This is a genomic window from Bacillus sp. P14.5 (assembly GCF_003316765.1).
Lineage (GTDB): Bacteria > Bacillota > Bacilli > Bacillales > Bacillaceae_B > Rossellomorea.
The window spans coordinates 1-19049 of the sequence record NZ_NIJF01000088.1 but is presented as its reverse complement, the minus strand read 5'-3'; the positions used below and the strand labels follow the sequence as shown (position 1 = coordinate 19049).

At 40.4% G+C, this 19049-nt stretch carries 22 protein-coding genes and 2 pseudogenes; 5 read left to right on the top strand and 19 right to left on the bottom strand.

From position 1 onward, the window contains the following. The first annotated feature begins 234 nt into the window (after nucleotides 1–234). Entirely contained in the window at nucleotides 235–798 is a 564-nt protein-coding gene (locus tag B9Z54_RS16545) for a hypothetical protein (RefSeq protein WP_113929445.1), read from the top strand. A 69-nt stretch (nucleotides 799–867) separates the two neighbouring features. Here B9Z54_RS16545 and B9Z54_RS16540 read toward each other — a convergent pair whose 3' ends face one another. The 6 genes and pseudogenes from B9Z54_RS16540 to B9Z54_RS25820 form a co-directional block, all read right to left on the bottom strand. Beyond that, nucleotides 868–1329, bottom strand: a complete 462-nt coding sequence (locus tag B9Z54_RS16540) for a DUF2691 family protein (RefSeq protein WP_113929444.1) — start codon at nucleotides 1327–1329, stop codon at nucleotides 868–870. Beyond that, nucleotides 1329–1856 carry a hypothetical protein gene (locus B9Z54_RS16535; RefSeq protein WP_113929443.1) on the bottom strand — a complete coding sequence of 176 codons (528 nt, stop codon included), beginning with the start codon at nucleotides 1854–1856 and terminating at the stop codon, nucleotides 1329–1331. The genes B9Z54_RS16540 and B9Z54_RS16535 overlap by 1 nt, the downstream gene beginning before the upstream one ends. 47 nt (nucleotides 1857–1903) lie before the next feature. Continuing rightward, the gene (locus tag B9Z54_RS25305) at nucleotides 1904–2080 is read right to left on the bottom strand and encodes a hypothetical protein (protein WP_205207729.1); all 177 of its coding nucleotides are present in this window, start codon (nucleotides 2078–2080) and stop codon (nucleotides 1904–1906) included. 28 nt (nucleotides 2081–2108) lie between these two features. Then, the gene (locus B9Z54_RS16530) at nucleotides 2109–2318 is read right to left on the bottom strand and encodes a hypothetical protein (protein WP_113929442.1); all 210 of its coding nucleotides are present in this window, start codon (nucleotides 2316–2318) and stop codon (nucleotides 2109–2111) included. Nucleotides 2319–2581: 263 nt separating this feature from the next. Further along, nucleotides 2582–2998: a sigma factor-like helix-turn-helix DNA-binding protein gene (locus tag B9Z54_RS25825; RefSeq protein ID WP_240189976.1), complete on the bottom strand. Its 417-nt coding sequence runs from the start codon at nucleotides 2996–2998 to the stop codon at nucleotides 2582–2584. A gap of 73 nt (nucleotides 2999–3071) precedes the next feature. After that, nucleotides 3072–3197: pseudogene (locus B9Z54_RS25820) on the bottom strand (sigma factor); the annotation flags it as partial. A 120-nt stretch (nucleotides 3198–3317) separates the two neighbouring features. Here B9Z54_RS25820 and B9Z54_RS16520 point away from each other — a divergent pair. Then, nucleotides 3318–3740, top strand: coding sequence for a VOC family protein (locus B9Z54_RS16520; protein ID WP_113929441.1), 423 nt, complete (start codon nucleotides 3318–3320; stop codon nucleotides 3738–3740). A 166-nt stretch (nucleotides 3741–3906) separates the two neighbouring features. Here B9Z54_RS16520 and B9Z54_RS16515 read toward each other — a convergent pair whose 3' ends face one another. The 11 genes and pseudogenes from B9Z54_RS16515 to B9Z54_RS24955 all read right to left on the bottom strand — a co-directional run bounded on the left by B9Z54_RS16515 (nucleotide 3907) and on the right by B9Z54_RS24955 (nucleotide 13351). After that, nucleotides 3907–4272, bottom strand: a complete 366-nt coding sequence (locus B9Z54_RS16515; protein WP_113929440.1) for a DUF4181 domain-containing protein — start codon at nucleotides 4270–4272, stop codon at nucleotides 3907–3909. Between the two features lie 720 nt (nucleotides 4273–4992). Continuing rightward, nucleotides 4993–5277: an AbrB/MazE/SpoVT family DNA-binding domain-containing protein gene (locus tag B9Z54_RS16505; RefSeq protein WP_113929438.1), complete on the bottom strand. Its 285-nt coding sequence runs from the start codon at nucleotides 5275–5277 to the stop codon at nucleotides 4993–4995. A gap of 298 nt (nucleotides 5278–5575) precedes the next feature. Then, nucleotides 5576–6604 carry an ABC transporter permease gene (locus B9Z54_RS16500; RefSeq protein WP_113929437.1) on the bottom strand — a complete coding sequence of 343 codons (1029 nt, stop codon included), beginning with the start codon at nucleotides 6602–6604 and terminating at the stop codon, nucleotides 5576–5578. Further along, a complete protein-coding gene (locus B9Z54_RS16495; RefSeq protein ID WP_162785265.1) occupies nucleotides 6601–7470 on the bottom strand; it encodes an ABC transporter permease subunit in 870 nt (289 codons plus the stop codon). The genes B9Z54_RS16500 and B9Z54_RS16495 overlap by 4 nt, the downstream gene beginning before the upstream one ends. Before the next feature lie 1189 nt (nucleotides 7471–8659). Further along, nucleotides 8660–9043 carry a metal-dependent transcriptional regulator gene (locus tag B9Z54_RS16490; RefSeq protein WP_113929435.1) on the bottom strand — a complete coding sequence of 128 codons (384 nt, stop codon included), beginning with the start codon at nucleotides 9041–9043 and terminating at the stop codon, nucleotides 8660–8662. Between the two features lie 17 nt (nucleotides 9044–9060). Next, nucleotides 9061–9944 (bottom strand): annotated as a pseudogene (locus B9Z54_RS16485) (metal ABC transporter permease). Next, nucleotides 9941–10810 carry a metal ABC transporter permease gene (locus B9Z54_RS16480; protein ID WP_240189985.1) on the bottom strand — a complete coding sequence of 290 codons (870 nt, stop codon included), beginning with the start codon at nucleotides 10808–10810 and terminating at the stop codon, nucleotides 9941–9943. Before B9Z54_RS16480 ends, B9Z54_RS16485 begins: the two are co-directional and overlap by 4 nt. 67 nt (nucleotides 10811–10877) lie before the next feature. Further along, nucleotides 10878–11630 carry a metal ABC transporter ATP-binding protein gene (locus B9Z54_RS16475; protein WP_113929434.1) on the bottom strand — a complete coding sequence of 251 codons (753 nt, stop codon included), beginning with the start codon at nucleotides 11628–11630 and terminating at the stop codon, nucleotides 10878–10880. A 13-nt stretch (nucleotides 11631–11643) separates the two neighbouring features. Then, nucleotides 11644–12570 (bottom strand): metal ABC transporter solute-binding protein, Zn/Mn family, encoded by a 927-nt coding sequence (locus B9Z54_RS16470; RefSeq protein WP_162785271.1) that lies wholly within the window; start codon nucleotides 12568–12570, stop codon nucleotides 11644–11646. A 251-nt stretch (nucleotides 12571–12821) separates the two neighbouring features. Continuing rightward, nucleotides 12822–12953, bottom strand: coding sequence for a hypothetical protein (locus tag B9Z54_RS26235; protein WP_275887819.1), 132 nt, complete (start codon nucleotides 12951–12953; stop codon nucleotides 12822–12824). 224 nt (nucleotides 12954–13177) lie between these two features. After that, a complete protein-coding gene (locus B9Z54_RS24955; protein WP_162785264.1) occupies nucleotides 13178–13351 on the bottom strand; it encodes a hypothetical protein in 174 nt (57 codons plus the stop codon). Between the two features lie 160 nt (nucleotides 13352–13511). On the opposite strand from B9Z54_RS24955, the gene B9Z54_RS16465 reads away from it, so the two are divergent. Further along, the gene (locus B9Z54_RS16465; protein WP_113929432.1) at nucleotides 13512–15182 is read left to right on the top strand and encodes a ribonuclease J; all 1671 of its coding nucleotides are present in this window, start codon (nucleotides 13512–13514) and stop codon (nucleotides 15180–15182) included. 204 nt (nucleotides 15183–15386) lie between these two features. Here the strand turns inward: B9Z54_RS16465 and B9Z54_RS16455 are convergent, their stop codons facing one another. Next, nucleotides 15387–16085 (bottom strand): hypothetical protein, encoded by a 699-nt coding sequence (locus B9Z54_RS16455; protein WP_113929430.1) that lies wholly within the window; start codon nucleotides 16083–16085, stop codon nucleotides 15387–15389. A 126-nt stretch (nucleotides 16086–16211) separates the two neighbouring features. Between B9Z54_RS16455 and B9Z54_RS16450 the strand changes: the two genes are divergently transcribed. Both B9Z54_RS16450 and B9Z54_RS16445 read left to right on the top strand, forming a co-directional pair. Beyond that, nucleotides 16212–17096: an ABC transporter permease subunit gene (locus tag B9Z54_RS16450; protein WP_113929429.1), complete on the top strand. Its 885-nt coding sequence runs from the start codon at nucleotides 16212–16214 to the stop codon at nucleotides 17094–17096. After that, nucleotides 17089–18105: an ABC transporter permease subunit gene (locus tag B9Z54_RS16445; RefSeq protein ID WP_162785263.1), complete on the top strand. Its 1017-nt coding sequence runs from the start codon at nucleotides 17089–17091 to the stop codon at nucleotides 18103–18105. Before B9Z54_RS16450 ends, B9Z54_RS16445 begins: the two co-directional genes overlap by 8 nt. 73 nt (nucleotides 18106–18178) lie before the next feature. Here the strand turns inward: B9Z54_RS16445 and B9Z54_RS16440 are convergent, their stop codons facing one another. After that, a complete protein-coding gene (locus B9Z54_RS16440; RefSeq protein WP_113929427.1) occupies nucleotides 18179–18667 on the bottom strand; it encodes a fructose-bisphosphate aldolase in 489 nt (162 codons plus the stop codon). Nucleotides 18668–19049: the final 382 nt, after the last annotated feature.

The following is a 19049-nucleotide window of genomic DNA, read 5'->3' as shown; positions in this document are numbered from 1 at the left end:
ACAGCAAAAGTTTTTTTCTGAGCAGATATTTTGGGGAACCAGCTGATACCTTTTAACAATTTTAAAAACAGGAAAGTTTCCGGCCAGCCTGTTACTGCTCAAAAAAACTAATAAAACATCCATAATTTAGAAATTTTTATAATTACCAAAAAAACAAAAAGCCTGAATCGGGAAAACATGCATGAAATGAGAACCTCGGGAAAAAATAGAAAAAATAAAAAAAGGTGACCTAAATTGACTAAACAAAATGACAGGATCAATATAATCAACGAAAAACAAAAAGACCTTACAGAAAACTGGATTGAGTATTGGCATCAGTACTCTTCCTTTGATACATGGCAGTTTTGGCTGCAGGTCATCCTTTTTTTTGCACCTCTTATTTTCCTATATTATAAAATTGATAAAAGCAAAGCTCTCCAGCTCGGATTTTATGGTTTTAACATTCATGTCTGGCTTGGTTATATAGATAAATTCGGGATTAACAACGCGCTTTGGCAGTACCCCTATCAATGGATGATCTTTCTGGCTAATAATGTAAGTTTGGATGCCTCTTTGATACCGGTAATCTTTATCCTAATGTACCAATGGATTTTGAATAACAAGAAGAACTACTACCTTTACATGCTCTTGTTAAGTGCAGGCCTTTCATTCATCTTCAAGCCCATTCTGAACATGCACTTCTTTTTAAAATTCTATATCGATATTCCTTATCTTTATCTTTTCTTGGGCTATATTGTCATATTTACGCTTTCAAAAATCATTACGGATATCTTTGTTCAGTTACAGAGAGGAAATTAAGGGCTTAGAACTGTATTTACTTTAATTTGATGCTGCTTTTATAAAGCTTATGTGCATTCTTCCTCACTCTCACCAAGCTGATAGACTAGTTCTGGTATCACTCTCGTCAGTGATATAACTTACTTGATGAAAACCTAACTGTCTGGAATTTTCATAAAGAAGTTCAAGTTTAACCTGGTTTTTGCAGTAAATTGTCACATCACAGCTGTCCACTACCAGCAGGATGATTTCACAGCTGCTTTCCAGAAAGCCTTCATATGTGTGAATGTCTTCAATCCGTATACCGTTGAAGGCCTTTAGATCAACAAAGATGAGGTATTGCCGGGACAGCTTAAGGTGTTTTTCTAGTTGGGCACCTGTCATCACCCTTCTAGCATCAAAAAAATCTTCTCCTAATTTATCATGAATTACTTTATATGATTCCCCGGCTCCAATCTTCCAGTTATAGGCAGTGATATCGATCGGCTTTAATATCTCGCTTAGAAACGTTCCATATTCATTGGGCAGTTCTAAACTGATGCCCCTTTTCACTAAGCCTTCCTGCCTTTATCTAAAAGGACTTCCTGCCCCTCTTCTGTATTGAAGTAGAAAGTGGTCCATTCACCTGTGAACTGATCATTTTTCATAAATGCTTCTTTAATGGTCCTGCCAGCTATCTCAACATCTACTACGTAATTCATGATGGACATTCTTCCGTTTTCAATGCTTCCTTCATAACAAGCTCCATTGCCGGTTGATCCTAATGCTTCATTCAATATGTACTCCATTTCATCTTTCATTTCCAGTATTTCTTCCCTATTTTTACTTCCATCGAACTTACATTGGACAACGACCTGAAATAATTCATCTTCTGGAAGGTATTGAAAGCCTGCCTGTTCTTTTTCTTGTGCTAATCCTTCCATCACTTTTTCAGCTTTTTGGAATAACTTCACCCTCCTGCTTTCCACTTCTCCGATTGCGCCTACTGTTCCATGTTGAATGGTTATATCTTTATTAAATTCCTGCCAGACTTCCCAGAATAAAAGCTTGCCATTCACTTTTTTAGTCATCCTGATCATAACCAGCACCTCCATCATCCTTGGATACAAGTTTCCCTTGTGATGTGTTACTTTTTTGTCAGATAGTATTTGGCATTAATATAAAATAATGTACCAAAGAAAAATAGTGCAGCTGTAAGCCAGCTGGCAATCGCTGAGTACTCGCCGTCCAGTACGTATTCACTTCCAAGATTCACAAACACCATGACAGCCATTACTATATACATCCATTTTAAATATCTCATTAGAAGGTCACCCTTTCAGTTCAATACTTTATAAGAGAACGTTAATTAATTTGTGATAAAAGAAGGGAAGAATCGAAGTAATCAATACAGCAAACCCAATAACCGTCAAAGACAGCACTCTGAACTTCCTGATGGTAATCACCTGTCTTTTATAAGCAATATTAAATAATTTTACTAAAAAATATGCAGTCATAAAGATAATGAGTGTTGTAAAAACACTGAATATAAACAATTCCATCTGTTTTCTCCTGTCTAAACTTTTCTATGTTACGTATTCTTCTCTCCCAATTAATTTACGAATGATAGAGGAAAAGGTTTCATGATCTTTGTTCTGGATTATCGTGCTTTGTAGAAGGTTTTTTCGCGTATTGTTGCTTTCTGAAAAATCCCAAGAGCCGGATTTCCCCCTTGATACTAAGGTTTTGCTCTCTTAACGGAGGGAGAAGCTCTTTTCTTTCTTGGCAGCAAAGTTTACGAAAAGAGCCTTGTAGAAAGACAAATTCAGGATGTGATTTCTAAAACATTCCCATCCGGATCTACCGCATGGAAACTGGATGAATCTTTTTTCTTCACATGAAAATTTCTTGAGGATAAGACTCTGTAGTAAAGAAATAGTTTCATTGGATGAGGTTCTTTTATGGCTTGTGAAATTTCATAGAGAACCTTGTTATTCGTCATGTCGCAGGACAGAGATTCTACAGCTGTAGTATTTAGACGCTTTCTGGATCTGTGCAGAGAAGTCTTGATAGATTCCTCACTTGTTCTTAGCATGATTGACAGCTCTTTCATAGTATAACCAAACACATCTTTCAGCGTTATTAGCATCGCTTGCTGCAAAGGCAGAACAGAGAATAAGATTTCTATTAAGCTGTCGTATTCCATGGACTCTTCCATCTTCCCAAAAAAAATCTTCCTCAAACAAAAGGGTGTCTCTACTTCTTCTTTTCTCATCAATTAAGAGGTTTTTGGCTGTCGTATAGAGAAAAGAATTCGTAAGCACTCGTTCCGGCTCTGAGTTTCTGACCATGTATACCTTCATTAAAGTCTCTTGTACCAGATCCTCCGCCTGCCAGGAAGACTTGGTTAAACTCAGACAGTATTTATAGAGACTTCTCATTGTGGATTCCAAATCATCAAAAATCATCTTGATCACCCTGAATATTTTTTTAAGATTTATTGTAACCTTTTCATCATTATATTCGTTATACATAAGAATTTCATTTAAAGGAGAGATTGTATGTTTAAAGTTGGAAGTGTCTTTGTCCCTGTAACTGACCTAAAAAAGTCATCCATTTGGTACGAAGAAAACCTTGGTGTCAAAAAAATTGAACAATGGGAAGACGGTGCTGGATTTTATTTTCCGACCAGTTCCACTCAATTGGGTTTGGTTGAAGTAGCAGCTCCCCAGCCGACAGAATTCGCGATTAATCGAGAGAAGAAAAATGTTTACTTTAACTTTGTTGTCGATAACATAGATGATGTTTATCAGCACTTACAAAACAAAGGAGTTATAACCACTGATATTGAGGATTTCGGCGGAATGAGAGGTTTCGATTTTTATGATTTAGATGGCAATACCTTCAGCGTGGTGGACGAAGCAGAGGGATCTCCTTTTCATTCTGATAATATTAAAAAAATGCAGGACAATGATTTAAAATAAGAATGTTTTAAGAAGGCGCCCGGTTCGATACTGCGAGCGCCCTTTTTTAATAGTGATCTTAGAGATTCGCCCTGACTCCAAAGGACTGCTTGAAATTTACCTGCACCCCTATACGGAGGAAGATCTTAGCTGCAGGCTTACAATCTCCTGCGGGACTAACGGGCATCTAGCAGCGCCCAGCTCCTCGGGACAAATATCTCCCTGTCGTGGATGACCAAGGCGCAGCCGCAGAGTCGTCTGCCTGGAGGGGATCTTGGCGAAAAGAGCCATTAAAAACCAGACCAAAAAAATCAGTCGCAATGAATGATGTTAAAGTCACGGCAATAAAACCTGTTTGAATAAGAGTGAATTTATAGTCATTTTTATTTTCAGCATATCGTTTTTCCATCAATGCCCTTGCCGCCTCTGAAACCAGGATGAAACCAATCAGCAAGGTATGTGTCTCAGTGAACCAAAGTGGCTCAACTCCCTCTTGAGACATGTTAAAGATGCAGCTTATGATTAATAATAGAATGAAACTGAATCTAATCATCCAATCTATTTTTTATGCTTAGTATTTATATGATTATAGGAAAACATTTTTTTCTTCTTAACCTTAAGCTTTTTCCTCATAACTGTATTAAATAAAAAATTACAAGTCCATACAGCGATAAAAATAGCAATATTTTCAGCCATACACTTTCCATTAAAGTTTTCTCCCTTCGTCTAATCTCTGTGGATTAGACGACACACATTGGACCTTAGTTTCATGCTTCACAAATCTCTGGCCGCCTGGAGCTGGATCAGCCTGTACCTTGGTCAGCCCCGGCAGTTGTGTATTCTCTTGTAAACATTAAAATTTTTGGCGGCTGGAACTGGATTCTGCACAGCTGCCTCCTTTTAGAGGAAAAGAATTCCCTTAATTAATAAATAGCATTAACAGCACAAACCTGTAAATAAAATAGTTTTGCATCGAATAAGAGAAAGTTTTTCCCTTATCTCAACCACAATTAGCTCAAATTTGATATTAACGGAAAAATTCTACCTTATTTTTATAGGCACTTTACTCAATTAAGGACCTGACTTTTTTCTGGTTCTATTGTATTTAAAATCCTTCCTTCAGAAATAAACTACTAAGCAAGTAATCCCCTTCTGGAGAAAACCAAATAAAATTCGGCTTTTGGTATTTTTCCGAATGCAGCAAACTGTCTATAAAAAAGAGCCTGATTAAAAAAGCACCCTGAGACTATATCTGCAGGGTGCTTACACGCCATTATTTTTCTTCCTGAAAAGATTCCTGGATTTCTTTTAGGATCTGATCGGCTCCTTCACGGCTTAAGATCAACTTTCCACCAGCAATTTCGATGTTTTTATCCGACACTTCACCAGTGATATGGCAAGTCATATTAGGTTTATATTTTGTCAGAATGATCTTTTCTTCATCAACGTAAATTTCTAACGAATCTTTTTCAGCAATTCCTAATGTTCTACGTAATTCAACAGGAATTACGACGCGCCCGAGTTCGTCCACTTTGCGGACAATGCCAGTCGATTTCATCTCAAATCTCTCCTTCAGAAACGTGTATTAGTACGAACGGTACCTTCGCTCTATGTTCTTTTGCAAAGGGATTTCACTGACTGTTAATCCCTTAATGAATGTTTGTAAGAACACCCAACATGCGACAGGAATAAAAACACTGTAAGCAGGCTTATCTTACAAGAAAAGAAAAGCAAGTTAGCTAGCCAGCCTTCTACTAATCATGATATGTCATTCTGCCTATCAGCTGAAGTGGCAAATAAGCAACATTTTTTAATAGTAAGGCTTGATGCTCCTTTAAAATCAATGAACGCCTGAATTATTTTAAACCTGATTGAATGTAAACAAGTTGAAAGTCCTCCTCGCTATTTTCAGACTTGAAATGCTCCTGGTCTTTTTCATCCTTCTTATCAGAACTTCCATTTCCTTTAATGTCCAAATTTGATAACCCTTCAAGACCCTTTGCAAGACCATTCAAAGAGAGAATCGTCAGTGAAAAGAAAACCATCGGCCCCATAAATATCCACCATGCATTGAATATTTCTTTATAATTCGAGGCCATCAAACCGGCCCACTCCTCCACAAAAGGCTTAGGCGGATCGCAAAATGGGTCATAACATACTTCTGTTCCCCCAAAATACAGGGTAAAGAAGCCCAAATGCGCAATGATCAATAAAGCCTGGATGATTATTTTCGGAAAGATGATAAATAATCTTAATTTCAGATGAGGCAGGATATGCTTTTTAAACAGGAAATACCTGCTGCCGCCAAGAACCCTGGCGCTCATAATGAATTCCTTTTGAAGAATTTCGCGGGTCTCGTTGGAAATCAAAATCGCTGTAGTCGGAACAGTGACTACCGCCAAGGTGACAATCTGCCAGAGAACGCGCTCGGTAAACGTCGTTTCAAAACCTCCCGGCGGTTCCCACAACAGAGGATACAGGACATTGTAAGCAATGATGGACTGCGGAATAAAATAGAACGAAGTCAAGATTGTCTGAGAAAAATACTTAGTTCTGGAATTCCTAAATGCACCGGCAACTCCGATGACGAATGATACCATGAAGCTCAATATGGAAATTAGAATGGCTGCGCTCAGTGTATATTGAGCTCCCTCCAATACTTTAAAAAACATATCATATCCATTCCGGTCAGTTCCCAGAGGAGATTCCATAGAAGGCTTGAAGGGGGCTCCTCCCAGCAGTTTCCCGGATTCATCATATTTCAAAGTGGTCTGCGGAATTTCTCCATTATATAAATGGTTAAAGATAAGACTACCGCTAACCATCAAAATCACAAAGACTGCGCAAATTGCCGCGAGCCACTTATAAAGGGTTCGACTCCTCACAAGCTCATCTCCTTTCCGATTCTCCGTTTGACCAGAAACTGCATCCCTTTTAACAGAATATAGATCGGCAGAAAGAGCAAAATCGCAGTAATCGCAAAGATCGATGGTGTATTGTAGGTGAACAGGAAAGCCGTTACCCCGAATACATTAAAGAGATACTCCAAGATCAATAGATAGGAAAGCATCATCCAGACGATTTGTTTACTATGATAAGTTAAACTGATTAAAATATTGCGGATTATATGTATAAATAGCAGTTTGTACTTTGTCAGCCCTTTTCCTCTGGCCAGTTCGACATACGGCAGGCCCTCTTCTTCCTTGATGAATGACACCATCAATCCCAGGAAGAAAAATGCCGGCAGGATACTCAGTGTTACAGCCGGAAAAAGAATCACCTGATTTTCCCCTGCCGATGCTACATCGATCAGAAGAATTCCTGATTGCTTGAAAAACCAGATGACAAAGATCTGCAGGGCAGAAATGATGAATATATCAGGAAGCGAACTTACTAGAAATGAAAACGACTTTATAGTACCCTTTAACCACTTTCCAGCAGAATAGTAGATTACCAGCATTAGAAGCGATGCCGATATAGCAATAATCAAGGCTAAAAATACAATCTTGGCGCTGCTGAGGAATGCTGTGAAAATTATAGGGAACAACTCTCTCTCTACATCTGACAACGGGTTTATGTAAACAAGCTGGAAAGGCTGTGATAATTCAGCTGCTACTTTCCTCAAGCTATCCCAATAGGTTAATAAAGATGGAGTTTGATTTTGGAAAACACCTGACCCTGCACTGACCAATATGATGCCCATTATGATCAGAAGAGGTTCAAGGAGATTACTCAGCCATCGATTTGGCATTGAAGCCAGCCCCTTTTTATGATTACTAGTTAATATAGTAGCACAAAAAATAGATGTTTTTGAATTTTCAGGAATATTTTCCTCTATTACTTGCATTCAGTTCTTCTTATGAGGTTTAAACGGTATCCACCCTATTCTAATCAAAGCGCATGGTGTCTCGCCCGATCGGCTGGCTTATGAATCGAATAGTTCATGAATGCCTTTAGAATTTCTGCTCACTGTGTCTCCCATATTGTTATTTTTAAATTAGCAGGTCGATCAAATCAAGGACTCTTACTTGTTTCAAAAAATAAGGGGAGAAATTACGCTTATTTAATGTATAACAACAAAAACAGCTAAAATAGGCGGAAAAATTCCGCTTATATAGCCCCAATCGAAATAGATTTTCCAGTTTAACCGGAAAATTTCCGCTTATTTTAGAAAAACTGGTTACTAATGAATTGTTCAAATCCTCTGCAGAGCATACCTCCTATTATTTTGGAATGATGTGATCGGGAAACACCCTTTGGTCCCCTTGTATACGAGGGCACTGAAAATATAATAAATTTTAGTATCCCAAAGAAAAAGTCAACTACCTATCCTTAAACAGGAAGAAAGGTTGTCTGTTTTCTTTGAATGCATTCCATCGAAAAGTCCTTTCTCGACTAATTGATGGAAAGATGCTGATTCAAGGATTTAGAATGTAACCAAGGGTACCTATCAGCTAGTTTCAGTATTTTGGTTAGTAATATAGAGGGAAAATTTCCCTCTATTTGCTAAAAATCATTTGAAACAGCTAAAATAGAGGGAGAAAATCCCCTTATTTGACTTACATCACAAAAAAACAGCTGCGATTTCTTGGTATAAGGGGAAAATTTCCCTCTATTTACTCCTAAATGAGCTAAAAACTGCAATTAACGGGAAAATCTCCCCTTATTTTTACCGCTGGATACTTCATTAAGGAAATGACAGGCCGTATACGCTATCAGGTCTACTCTAGCAGGCACCCTCCAAGTGGAGCCGGGTATCTTGAACGGAAACCAATGCCCTCTCATAAAACCTGAAGCGAAAAAGGCAGAATCCTTCTTTGAAGTGAACGGTTCCGCCTTTTTAAGTTGTTGGACTTTTTCTGTGGCCCCCGGCATAACCGGGGGTTTTCAAGACCAGCAAATAACAAAGAGATTACCTAAAACGGTAATCTCTCTGATTTCTAGATACCTAAAGAATCGGCACCCTTATCTTTAACATGCTTTTCTATCTTCTTTAAAGCTTCATTACTTAAGTGATATTGTATATTCATAACTTCCTGTTGAATGAGTGATTCTTCCAGTTCAATCAACTGAAAGAATTCTTCGAGAACCTTATGGTTGTTCTCTAATTCACGCCCTTTTTCCATTCCTTTAGGCGTAAGAGCTATTATTCCATAGGGCTTGTAATCGATAAACCCATCCTGAGCCAATCTGCCGGCCATCTTTGAAACTGAGGATACCCCTACCCCCAGTGATTTTGCCACTAAAGAAATCCTCGCATAACCATTTTCCAATACAGAATAATAGATCTCTTCCAAGTATTTCTCTTCAGAAGGTGAGGCCATTCTTTGGTCACCTCTTTCTAAACTGTTTCTTTTGATACAAGCTTTCTTCTGATTAGTTTCTTCACAACAATTCCGTGGGATGGAGAAAACAGAAACACAAGCAGGAACAGCCCTCCGGCTACAGAAATCATCGCACCTGCAATTGAAGCATCCAGAATGTAAGCAAGGTAATATCCAAAAATTGAACAGAGTATGCCGACACCCATACTGATAAAAATCATGCTGCTCAGTTTTTCAGTCAGCAAATATGCCGTAGCTGCCGGTACAATGATCATTCCCACAACCAGTATTGCACCGACACTTTCAAACGATGCAACTGTTGTCAATGAAACCAATCCCATCAAAAGGTAATGAAAAAAACAACGGGAATACCAAGCGCAGCTGCCATGGCTGGGTCAAATGAGCAAATCTTGAATTGTTTATAGAACAATCCTATTATCAAAATGCTTATTAAAAACACGGATCCGATTCCCCATACGGCAACGGGTCCCAGGCTCACTCCTCCTAGTTGAAAGGTATTCCAGGGAGCATAGGCTATCTCGCCATAGAGGACGTGATCAAGATCCAAGTGAATCTGCCTTGTATATAAGCTTACTAGAACCACACCAATCGCAAACAGTGCGGTGAATACAACGCCGATGGAAGCATCAGCCTGCACCCCGTTATTCTGTAACATTTGTATCAGAAATACTGTGACCAATCCAAATACAGCAGCCCCGATTATCATGATAAGTGAGTCTTTCGATCCGCTAAGCAGGAATGCAAGCACAATCCCAGGAAGGACCGCATGACTGATGGCATCCCCTACCATTGAGATTTTCCTTAATACCAGGAAGCAGCCTACAATACTGCAGGAGCAAGCGACGAGCGCACCAATCAATATAATCCAAAAATCATTCATGATGACCTCTCCTTCACTTCTGCTTTCATGTATACCTCTTCGTAATCCCGCTTTGCGGACAGTCTTACCCTTACCTTTGCAAGAACTCCTCTAGAAGGAGAGAAGATGACACTGATAACAAAAAATGCAGTTGCTGACAGTACGACCAGCGGGCCTGTCGGCAAGTTGGAAACCATTGTGCTGACGATTGTACCCACAAAGCCGCTCAGTGCACCGAATATTCCTGCGAGGACGACCATCACATGCAGCTTTTCCGTCCAATAGCGGGCTGATACAGCAGGTGTTATCAGGAGGGCAGCCATAAGGACGACGCCCACAGTCTGAATACCAATGACGACCCCAATGACCAGGAGGAGCATGATGAACTGATCAAGCAGGAAGATTGGAAGACCAATCCCTTTTGCAAAACCGGGATCAAAAGACAGCAGCTTAAATTCTTTAAAAAATAAAGCGCAAACGCCCACGAGAAACAGGCTGATGGCAGCCATTGTGTAAACATCCGATTGAACCATAGAGGCAGCCTGCCCGAATAAGAACTTATCCAGCCCGCTTTGATTGCCGCTGCTGCTGTGCTGTATCTGTGTCAGCAAAACAATCCCCACTCCAAAGAAAACAGTCAGGATAATCCCCAGTGCAGCGTCCTGCTTGATCCTTGAGTATTTGGTTATCAGGCTTATCATAAGAGTGGCCAATAGACCTGCAATGACTGCCCCAATCAGGAAAAAGCCAATAGACTTTGTCTCTGTGAGAATAAAGGCTATGCATATTCCAGGTAAAGCTGCATGAGAAAGGGCATCCCCCATCAGGGACTGCTTACGGAGATAGGCGAAACAACCGATGACCCCGCTGCTGATTCCCAAGAGCATGGAGCCAAGCAAAATCCACTGCGTATTAGGGTCTTGAAAGAAAGAAAGAAAGTTCAATTCCAACACCTCAATTCTCTATAAGAGCTGTAGAGCCGGAGTCCAGCATAGTTAATTTACCACCATATGTTTTATACAAGTATTCCTTGGTAAACAGCTCTTCAGTCGGCCCGATTCCAATCAACTCCACATTCAGCAGCATGATCCAATCAAAATATTCTTTCACAGTATTAAGATCGTGATGGACTACAAGGACCGTTTTTCCTTGCTGTTTCAATTCATTCAATAATGAAATTATCGCTTTCTCAGTAGCCGCATCTACCCCCACAAATGGTTCATCCATAAAATACAGGTCGGCATCCTGTGCCAATGCCCGGGCGAGGAATACACGCTGCTGCTGTCCTCCAGAAAGCTGGCTGATCTGGCGATTTGAATATTCGGCCATACCGACCTTTTCCAAGCATTCCATAGCAAACATCTTATCTTTCTTCCTTGGCCGGCTGATCCAGCCCAGGTGGCCGTACCGCCCCATGGTTACTACATCCAGAGCATCTGTCGGAAAATCCCAGTCGACTGATTCCCGTTGGGGAACATAGCCTACAAGCTTTCGGGAGTTTTTATAAGAACTCCCGAAAACCTCAACATCTCCTGCTAACGAAGGGATCAATTCAAGTATCGACTTTATCAGCGTTGATTTTCCTGCCCCATTTGGTCCGATAATTCCAATCAGGCTGCCTTCGGGAACGCTGAAAGAAATATTCTTTAATACCGGTTTCTTTTGATAAGCTACTGCAAGATTCTGAACTTTTAATGGTGAATTCATCTTTATCCCTCCTTTATTTTAAAGCATTGACGATTGTGTCCACGTTGTGTCGCACCATTCCGAGATAGGTTCCTTCTTCGGTCCCCTCTTCGCCCATTGCATCTGAGAAGAGTTCACCACCGATTTTCACTTCATGCCCTTTTTCCTTTGCTCCCTCAATGACAGCTTCGATGGCTTTTTTCGGCACGCTGGATTCCACAAATACTGCTTTCACTTTATTATCAACCAGGTAATCACGCAGCTCGCTTACATCTTTGGAACCAGATTCAGAAGCCGTGCTGATTCCCTGCAATCCCATTACCTTGATGCCGTATGCTTCACCGAAATATCCAAATGCATCATGAGCTGTCACCAGTACTCTTGATTGTTCAGGGATGGTCCTAATCTGTTCTTCCGCATACTGATCAAGTTCTTGTAGTTCTTTAATGAATGCTTCGCCATTCTCTTTATATTCATCGGCATTCTCTTTGTCATAATTGGAAAGCTCTTCAGTCACTGTTTCAGTGGCTTTGATCCACAGCTCTATATCAAACCATACATGAGGATCATGATCCGCGTATCCATCTTCGGATTGCAGCAGTTCCTCCTCAGGTATATCCTTTGTCACCGCGATCGTCGGCTTCTCATCTTCCATTTTCTCGAAGATATCAACCATTTTTCCTTCAAGATGTAATCCGTTATAGAAAATCAGGTCAGCTTCATCCAGTTTTTTCATATCTCCTTGAGATGCCTTGTAAAGATGAGGATCCACCCCTGATTTCATCAAACCGACAGAATCAACATGGTCGCCGCCTACATTTTTGACGATGTCATTAATCTGGCCGATTGTAGATGTGATCTTGATTTTTCCTTCATCTCCTTCTGCCTCTGTTTGATTATTGTTCGAACATCCGCTTAAGATCAATAGAAGTGCAGCACCCGTCAATAAAGCATTTTTCATAATTCTCATCTCAACATACCTCTCTCCATTTGTTTTATCTTTGGACAAATTAGTTACCTAACCACATAAGAGTTTCCCGTGTGCAACTTTTACACAAAAAAATATAGCACCTTTCAACTTTATTATTACCTCTAATTCACCATCCTTTTACCAGCCACATTCAACTATATTCTACAACACAGTAAATGTTTCCTTCAACCAATATATATTTATTTGTACAATTTATTTTCCTAATACCATCAATTTGTCCTTCAAAAGTATCTCTTTTGATTTTTTTCTGTTATTTTTTTCAGTTCTTCTTCGCTTAGAATTCCCATTGCCTTAAATACAACAGCATACCCGTTGATTTTCTTTTGTATTCTGCCTGAACGATACACTTTCACCACCCCTTTAATTGCTTTTACTAAATTATATTCACCCGTTCTATAAATGTTTCCTTAATACAAAATATTAGGCAAAAACACCGCAGAATTTTAAAACTTCTGCACCGTTTAATTATTGAATTCAAGTTTCTTCTCAGAATCCAGCCATAATTTCAATCAGAAGATTTATAGATTGAGGGCACCCAGCCAACTAAGTGCCCTCTTTAATATGTATTTGTATCCATTTACGATAAAGTTTGTTCCAATGCAAGCAGCCGCTTCATCTCCTGCTGCTTGATCTCCCGCAGTTCCTCCCGGCAGACGCCGCAGTGCATCAACACATTTCCCTTATAGTAAAAAGCTTTCGTGGAATAACGGATCCCGCAACTTATACAAGGCTGTTCCTCTCTATATCTCATATTCACCCTCCCAAATAATGATTACATGGAGTATTATGGGACAGTTTTTAAAAAATTATCCCAAATATGTACAAGCCTGGATTCCTTCTGTAAAAAGGCAAATAGAACCAAACCTTCTAGGGAATGATAAGCGCAAAACATCAACAGGAGGAAAAAAGCTATGAGTGAAAATACAAGCTTATTATCGATTTTCGCCCTCGGCGGGTGCAATGAAATCGGCAAGAACATGTATGTCCTTCAGTATGGAGATGATCTTGTCATCATAGACAGCGGCGGGAAGTTTCCTGATGAAACTCTCATGGGGATTGATTTGATCATTCCTGATATCAGTTATCTTGAAGATAATGCAGACAAAGTTAAAGCACTCCTGGTAACTCATGGACATGAGGACCACATTGGCGGTGTACCATACCTCTTGAAGAAATTGAATGTGCCCGTCTATGCGACCAATTTCACTTTAGGTCTCATTGAACTGAAGCTGGAGGAACATAAATTAAAAAGAGAAACGACCCTTGTGCCGATTGATACCAATTCAGTGATTGAATTTGGACAAATCAAAGCCTCCTTTTTCAACGTCAGCCACAGTATTCCTGACTGCCTTGGCATCGTTTTTGATACACCTCAAGGGACAGTAGTCCATACAGGTGATTTCAAATTTGATTGGACACCTCTCAATAACCAGAAGTCGGACATACATAAAATGGCTGAAATCGGCAAAAATGGCGTGCTGGCATTATTATCCGAAAGCACCAATGCCGAACGCGGAGGGCTTTCTCCTTCTGAAAGCATCGTCAGCAGTCATATGGATGAGGCTTTTATGAAGGCTGAAGGCAAAATTTTCGTTTCCACCTTCGCCTCCAATGTAAACCGGGTGCAGCAGGTTGTTCATGCAGCAATCAAAACAAACCGAAAGCTCGCTCTTCTCGGCCGCAGCATGGTCAATGTGGTGTCAGTTGCATTGGAAAGAGGCTACTTGAATGTCCCTGAAGGAATGATTATTGACCACAGAGATATCGATTCCTTTCATTCCGAAAAAGTCGCCATCCTTTGTACGGGCAGCCAAGGTGAACAAATGGCTGCGCTTGGCCGCCTTTCATCCGGACAGTTCCGCGACGTGACGGTCGACCCTGGAGACACAGTGATTCTTGCCGCTTCACCAATCCCTGGAAATGAAAAAGATGTCTCTAAAATCATTGATAACTTGTTCAACCTGGGAGCTCATGTCATCTATGGTACAGGAAGCTCTACCGGCATGCATGTTTCCGGCCACGGGTATCAGGAAGATCTGAAGTTGATGCTGACTCTGATGAAACCGAAATATTTCATCCCTATTCATGGAGAAACCAGGATGCTGCATCATCACAGGATGCTGGCAGAATCCGTTGGAGTGGAGCCTGGCAATACGTTCATTATAAAAAATGGCGAGGTCGTTGATATAGAAGCCGGAGAAGCAAGACAGACCCGCTCTGTACCAGCAGGTGATACCTATGTCGATGGAGTCAGTGTAGGGGATGTCGGGAATATTGTTCTGCGTGACCGCCGCCAGCTGTCTGAAGACGGTATTCTTGTAATCGTATTGACCTTAAGCAAGGCAGAACAACGTCTGCTTTCGGGACCCGATACGATCTCCCGCGGCTTTGTTTATGTTAAAGATTCCGAGGCACTGCTCAGGAAGGTCAATAACATTGTCAGGGATACCCTTGACGACCTGCCGCAAGGAAACCTTCAATGGAAAGTCATCAAACAGAGCATCATGAAATCCGTCGGCCAGTATTTGTTCAAACAGACAAAACGGAAACCGATGATCATTCCGATAATTATAGAGATTTAATCAGCACGTTTCTCAAAAATAAAACAATCTATATGTTCAAAGTTTAACCTTATTAAAAAGAACCCCGGCTGCCATTGTACTTCATGGACTGTTGGGGTTCTTTTATATTGATTTCTGGTTAAGTAGATAAACACGAATAGGACAATAAAAATAATAATGGACACAATAACCCATGCAATTTTCATAATCATCACTTCAATCTAGTCAGTTTGGAAGATTCTCCGGCGAAACAAACTCAACCGTGACTCCATCTCCACCAGCTTCGTCCTGTTTCAGTACATTTGCATATTTTATATATCCTGGGACCACTGGTTCCTTAAAGGAATTTCTGGTTAATGTTTCGATAGGAACCATACCTGATAGATTGTCCAGGCTTCCCCACTCTTCTATTATTCTCTCCCTTGTTCCTTCTTGAGCGATCTCTGGAAGGAATATCAATTCAAGCCGGTATCTTAAAGAAAGATTTCCTCGCTCGAATCTCCCTCTTGATGAAAACGTGCCATCTGATTCCACACTCATATAAACATCTCCATCAGCCCTGCTGAACGGTTCAGCGCGAAAGTTTTTAATGTCTTCCAACTCTGCATCATTTTTATACCTTCTAAGCCTCGCGAATACAACGGCTTCTTCCGGCAGATTTGAATTCCCTTTGATGCTGATTTCATTTCCATTTATAGTAGCTTGTCCTTCTAATTTATAAGTTGGTTCCCCGATTGGAGCTTGCTTTTCAGGTTCGGCATCTGCTACCACTGAGGTTTCTTTTTCATTTGAGTCCTCAAGACTGCTTTCATCTTTTGCAGACTGGCTTCTCATCTTTTCAGCAGCAGAGCGGGCAAATTCTTCTTGACCGGCCAAATCAATCCTGCAGGCGGTAAGAACAGGCTGAATTAATAGAATTATCATAAAGAATAAACTAATTTTTTTCACAGAATCACCTTATAATTCAGAATATTGTTTACAATACTGTTTCATTATTGTAACATTCTATTTGAAAAAAATGTTAGGATTTGCAAAATAGGGAGGAGTTCCATGAGACGAATTGCCAACACCTCGTTTCATTTCTTAACTGTCGTACTTGGATTATTCCTCTTAAGCGGAATCAATTCATTATTGAATTATGATACAGAGCTTGTACTGACTATCGGAATTTATGCAGAACAGATGAAACAGACAATTATGGACCTTGCGAATGTGTCTTCTATCTATATTTACTGGGGAGAAGGAGACAAGCAGTATCCTATCACGACTGTGTTTTCCAGTACATATGGATATTCCTTTACAATCATCTTTGCGGCTTTTATCGCTGCGGTTTCAGCTTCTGTCCTGCTAAGCTACTCCATCATGCTGATGCCAAGGCGGCTATATCGCTTCACCTTGAAAGTCATCAATACTTTAGATGCTTTTCCGGATGTTTTCATTGTTGTCGCGTTTCAGTTATTCATCATCTGGCTGTTCAAAAAAACCGGGGTCCTGATGTTCAATATTTATGCGTTTGGTGATGAAAGGACATATTTCCTTCCGATCCTGTGTCTATCTATTTTGCCTATCGTATTCTTGCTGAAACAGTTTCTCTTTCAATTAAAGGAAGAAGAGTCCAAGCCCTATGTTGAATTCTCTTTTGCCAAAGGTTTTAAAAGGCCTTATACCTTATGGGTTCACTTGTTCAGGAATGTATGGGTTCACTTCTTCTTCCACCTGAAGCCGATATTCCTTTTCATGCTGTCCAACCTATTGGTCATCGAGGTTCTTTTTAATATCAACGGCTTTATGACTGCATTGCTGAGGACTGCCACAACATCTTCCGCTGCATTCTTTATTGGTATGCTCCTTGTATTTGTACCTTTTTTCATTGTGTTTTCCACCGGTTCATACCTTCTTGGAAAATGGCTGAATGGAGGCGAACAGCATGTCTAAATCGATCTATATCAAATTAGCCTTGCCCATTCTATTATTAACTGGCCTTCTTATCACCAGTTTTCTGGTTCCGGTCTTGAATCCTGGATATGATGAAATTGTGGATTTCTTAAAAGATGAAAATGGAAAGATTATCGCATCCCCTCCATTTACAATCAGCGAAATGCCTCCTGCAGGCAGTGACAGGCTTGGCAGGAATCTGCTGTTATTGTTGCTGACAGGTGCGAAATATACGATTTTTGCGGCTTTAACAGTAGCTTTAGTGCGGATCGTTGTCGGTTTTTTATTTGCGGTCATTTACTCTTTCCTGCCGGATCGTCTGGGCAGATTTATTAAGTACCTCGGGGAATCCTTTCAATATATTCCCCTTGCGATCATTGTGTTTGCTCTGTTGGTACCATTAGAAAACGTTTTTCAGGGAGATTACTTATCTTCGTATAAATACTTCATCATTCAATTGTTTGGCATGGCCTTGGTTACGATTCCCTCTCTGGCGGTTTATCTAGGTGAAGAAATGAAGCTATTTATGAAACAGGAATTCATCGATGTCTCACGGACCATGGGCGCAAGCCGTTTCCATATTTTCAGACGGCACCTGCTCCCCCAATTCCGCCGGCATTCAATCGTCTTGTTTTCCGAGCAGGTTTCACAGGCCCTGGCTTTGTTCATTCAACTCGGCATATTGGTTATGGCACTCGGCGGTCTGAAAATAGCAGACTTTGCCTTTAGTTGGTTGGATCCAGCTAATCCCGTTTATTTTTCACACACGAATGAATGGGCTGCTACCATCAGTATTAATATTAACCAAATCTTCATTACACCAACGCTTGTAGTCGTACCGTTAATCCTGTTCGCAATCACGATTTTATGCTTTAATTCCATTAGTTCCAGCTTGAGGAAATTGTTGATTGAGGACGATGTTCCTGCTGCTGTTAAAGAAAAAGAAGCAGTTGAGAAGCCTTCGCAGCCGGCCGTTGTCAGTGAAGATTTATTTACCATGAAGCATTAAATGTTAAAGGATCAGAGAACTATTCTCTGATCCTTTTCTCTATTGAAGTCTTTCTTATCTAACTATATTTCTGTTAGTCTGTTGGAGAAATATCTCCTGGAGAATATTCATATTCAGTTATGTCTCCATTTTCAGACTCTAAATTTATTTTGAATTCAAGATTAGCCAATGCTTCCTTTACCTCTTTTTCAGTAATGCCCTTCGCATAAAAAACTATTTCTTTATGAAAACGGACCGTGTTTTCTTCTTTATTATTTTGTTCATATCCCTCATCAAACCAATACCGGACTTTACTATCAATTGAGTTGAAAGCCTCCTTCCAGCTGTCATTATCAGGAAATGAAACATCCCTTTCAACGATTTTATCTGAATGAGTAACTTTCAAATCAAAGGTGTATTTACGGAAATCGTCTTTAATAGGGCTGCCCAGTCCCAGTGTCCCTACCTTTTCAAACTCTACATCACTTAAGTATTCAATTCTTGCCTCCCGGGATGTATTGATGGAATTAGATAGCTGCAAACATCCGCTTGTGATAAAGATGAAAAGTGTCAAAGTAATCATAGGTTTAAGATTTTTTTCAAAAAATCCCCCTTGCCTGTATTTTGATTTTAGGCTGCCTGATTTGAGCCTGGCTCAAACCACACTTTATGAGCCAGGCTCAAACCACCCATTTTGAGCCTGGCTCAATCCACACTTTCTGAGCCTGGCTCAAACCACCCATTCTGAGCCTGGCTCAATCCACCCATTCTAAGCCTGGCTCAATCCACCCATTCTGAGCCAGGCTCAAACCACCCATTCTGAGCCTGGCTCAATCCACCCATTCTAAGCCTGGCTCAATCCACCCATTCTGAGCCTGGCTCAATCCACCCATTCTGAGCCTGGCTCAATCCACCCATTCTGAGCCTGGCTCAATCCACCCATTCTGAGCCTGGCTCAATCCACC

What these genes read in the sequence shown, in the direction of transcription:
- B9Z54_RS16535 (WP_113929443.1), bottom strand. Translation starts at nt 1,856, where the DNA reads ATGATCAGGATGACTAAAAAAGTGAATGGCAAGCTTTTATTCTGGGAA.
- B9Z54_RS16450 (WP_113929429.1), top strand. Translation starts at nt 16,212, where the DNA reads ATGAGACGAATTGCCAACACCTCGTTTCATTTCTTAACTGTCGTACTT.
- B9Z54_RS16470 (WP_162785271.1), bottom strand. Translation starts at nt 12,570, where the DNA reads ATGAAAAATGCTTTATTGACGGGTGCTGCACTTCTATTGATCTTAAGC.
- B9Z54_RS16465 (WP_113929432.1), top strand. Translation starts at nt 13,512, where the DNA reads ATGAGTGAAAATACAAGCTTATTATCGATTTTCGCCCTCGGCGGGTGC.
- B9Z54_RS16495 (WP_162785265.1), bottom strand. Translation starts at nt 7,470, where the DNA reads ATGCCAAATCGATGGCTGAGTAATCTCCTTGAACCTCTTCTGATCATA.
- B9Z54_RS16530 (WP_113929442.1), bottom strand. Translation starts at nt 2,318, where the DNA reads ATGGAATTGTTTATATTCAGTGTTTTTACAACACTCATTATCTTTATG.
- B9Z54_RS16520 (WP_113929441.1), top strand. Translation starts at nt 3,318, where the DNA reads ATGTTTAAAGTTGGAAGTGTCTTTGTCCCTGTAACTGACCTAAAAAAG.
- B9Z54_RS25305 (WP_205207729.1), bottom strand. Translation starts at nt 2,080, where the DNA reads ATGAGATATTTAAAATGGATGTATATAGTAATGGCTGTCATGGTGTTT.
- B9Z54_RS16455 (WP_113929430.1), bottom strand. Translation starts at nt 16,085, where the DNA reads ATGATAATTCTATTAATTCAGCCTGTTCTTACCGCCTGCAGGATTGAT.
- B9Z54_RS16505 (WP_113929438.1), bottom strand. Translation starts at nt 5,277, where the DNA reads ATGAAATCGACTGGCATTGTCCGCAAAGTGGACGAACTCGGGCGCGTC.
- B9Z54_RS16515 (WP_113929440.1), bottom strand. Translation starts at nt 4,272, where the DNA reads ATGATTAGATTCAGTTTCATTCTATTATTAATCATAAGCTGCATCTTT.
- B9Z54_RS16480 (WP_240189985.1), bottom strand. Translation starts at nt 10,810, where the DNA reads ATGCTCTTGGGAATCAGCAGCGGGGTCATCGGTTGTTTCGCCTATCTC.
- B9Z54_RS16445 (WP_162785263.1), top strand. Translation starts at nt 17,089, where the DNA reads ATGTCTAAATCGATCTATATCAAATTAGCCTTGCCCATTCTATTATTA.
- B9Z54_RS16440 (WP_113929427.1), bottom strand. Translation starts at nt 18,667, where the DNA reads ATGATTACTTTGACACTTTTCATCTTTATCACAAGCGGATGTTTGCAG.
- B9Z54_RS16475 (WP_113929434.1), bottom strand. Translation starts at nt 11,630, where the DNA reads ATGAATTCACCATTAAAAGTTCAGAATCTTGCAGTAGCTTATCAAAAG.
- B9Z54_RS16490 (WP_113929435.1), bottom strand. Translation starts at nt 9,043, where the DNA reads ATGGCCTCACCTTCTGAAGAGAAATACTTGGAAGAGATCTATTATTCT.
- B9Z54_RS24955 (WP_162785264.1), bottom strand. Translation starts at nt 13,351, where the DNA reads ATGAGATATAGAGAGGAACAGCCTTGTATAAGTTGCGGGATCCGTTAT.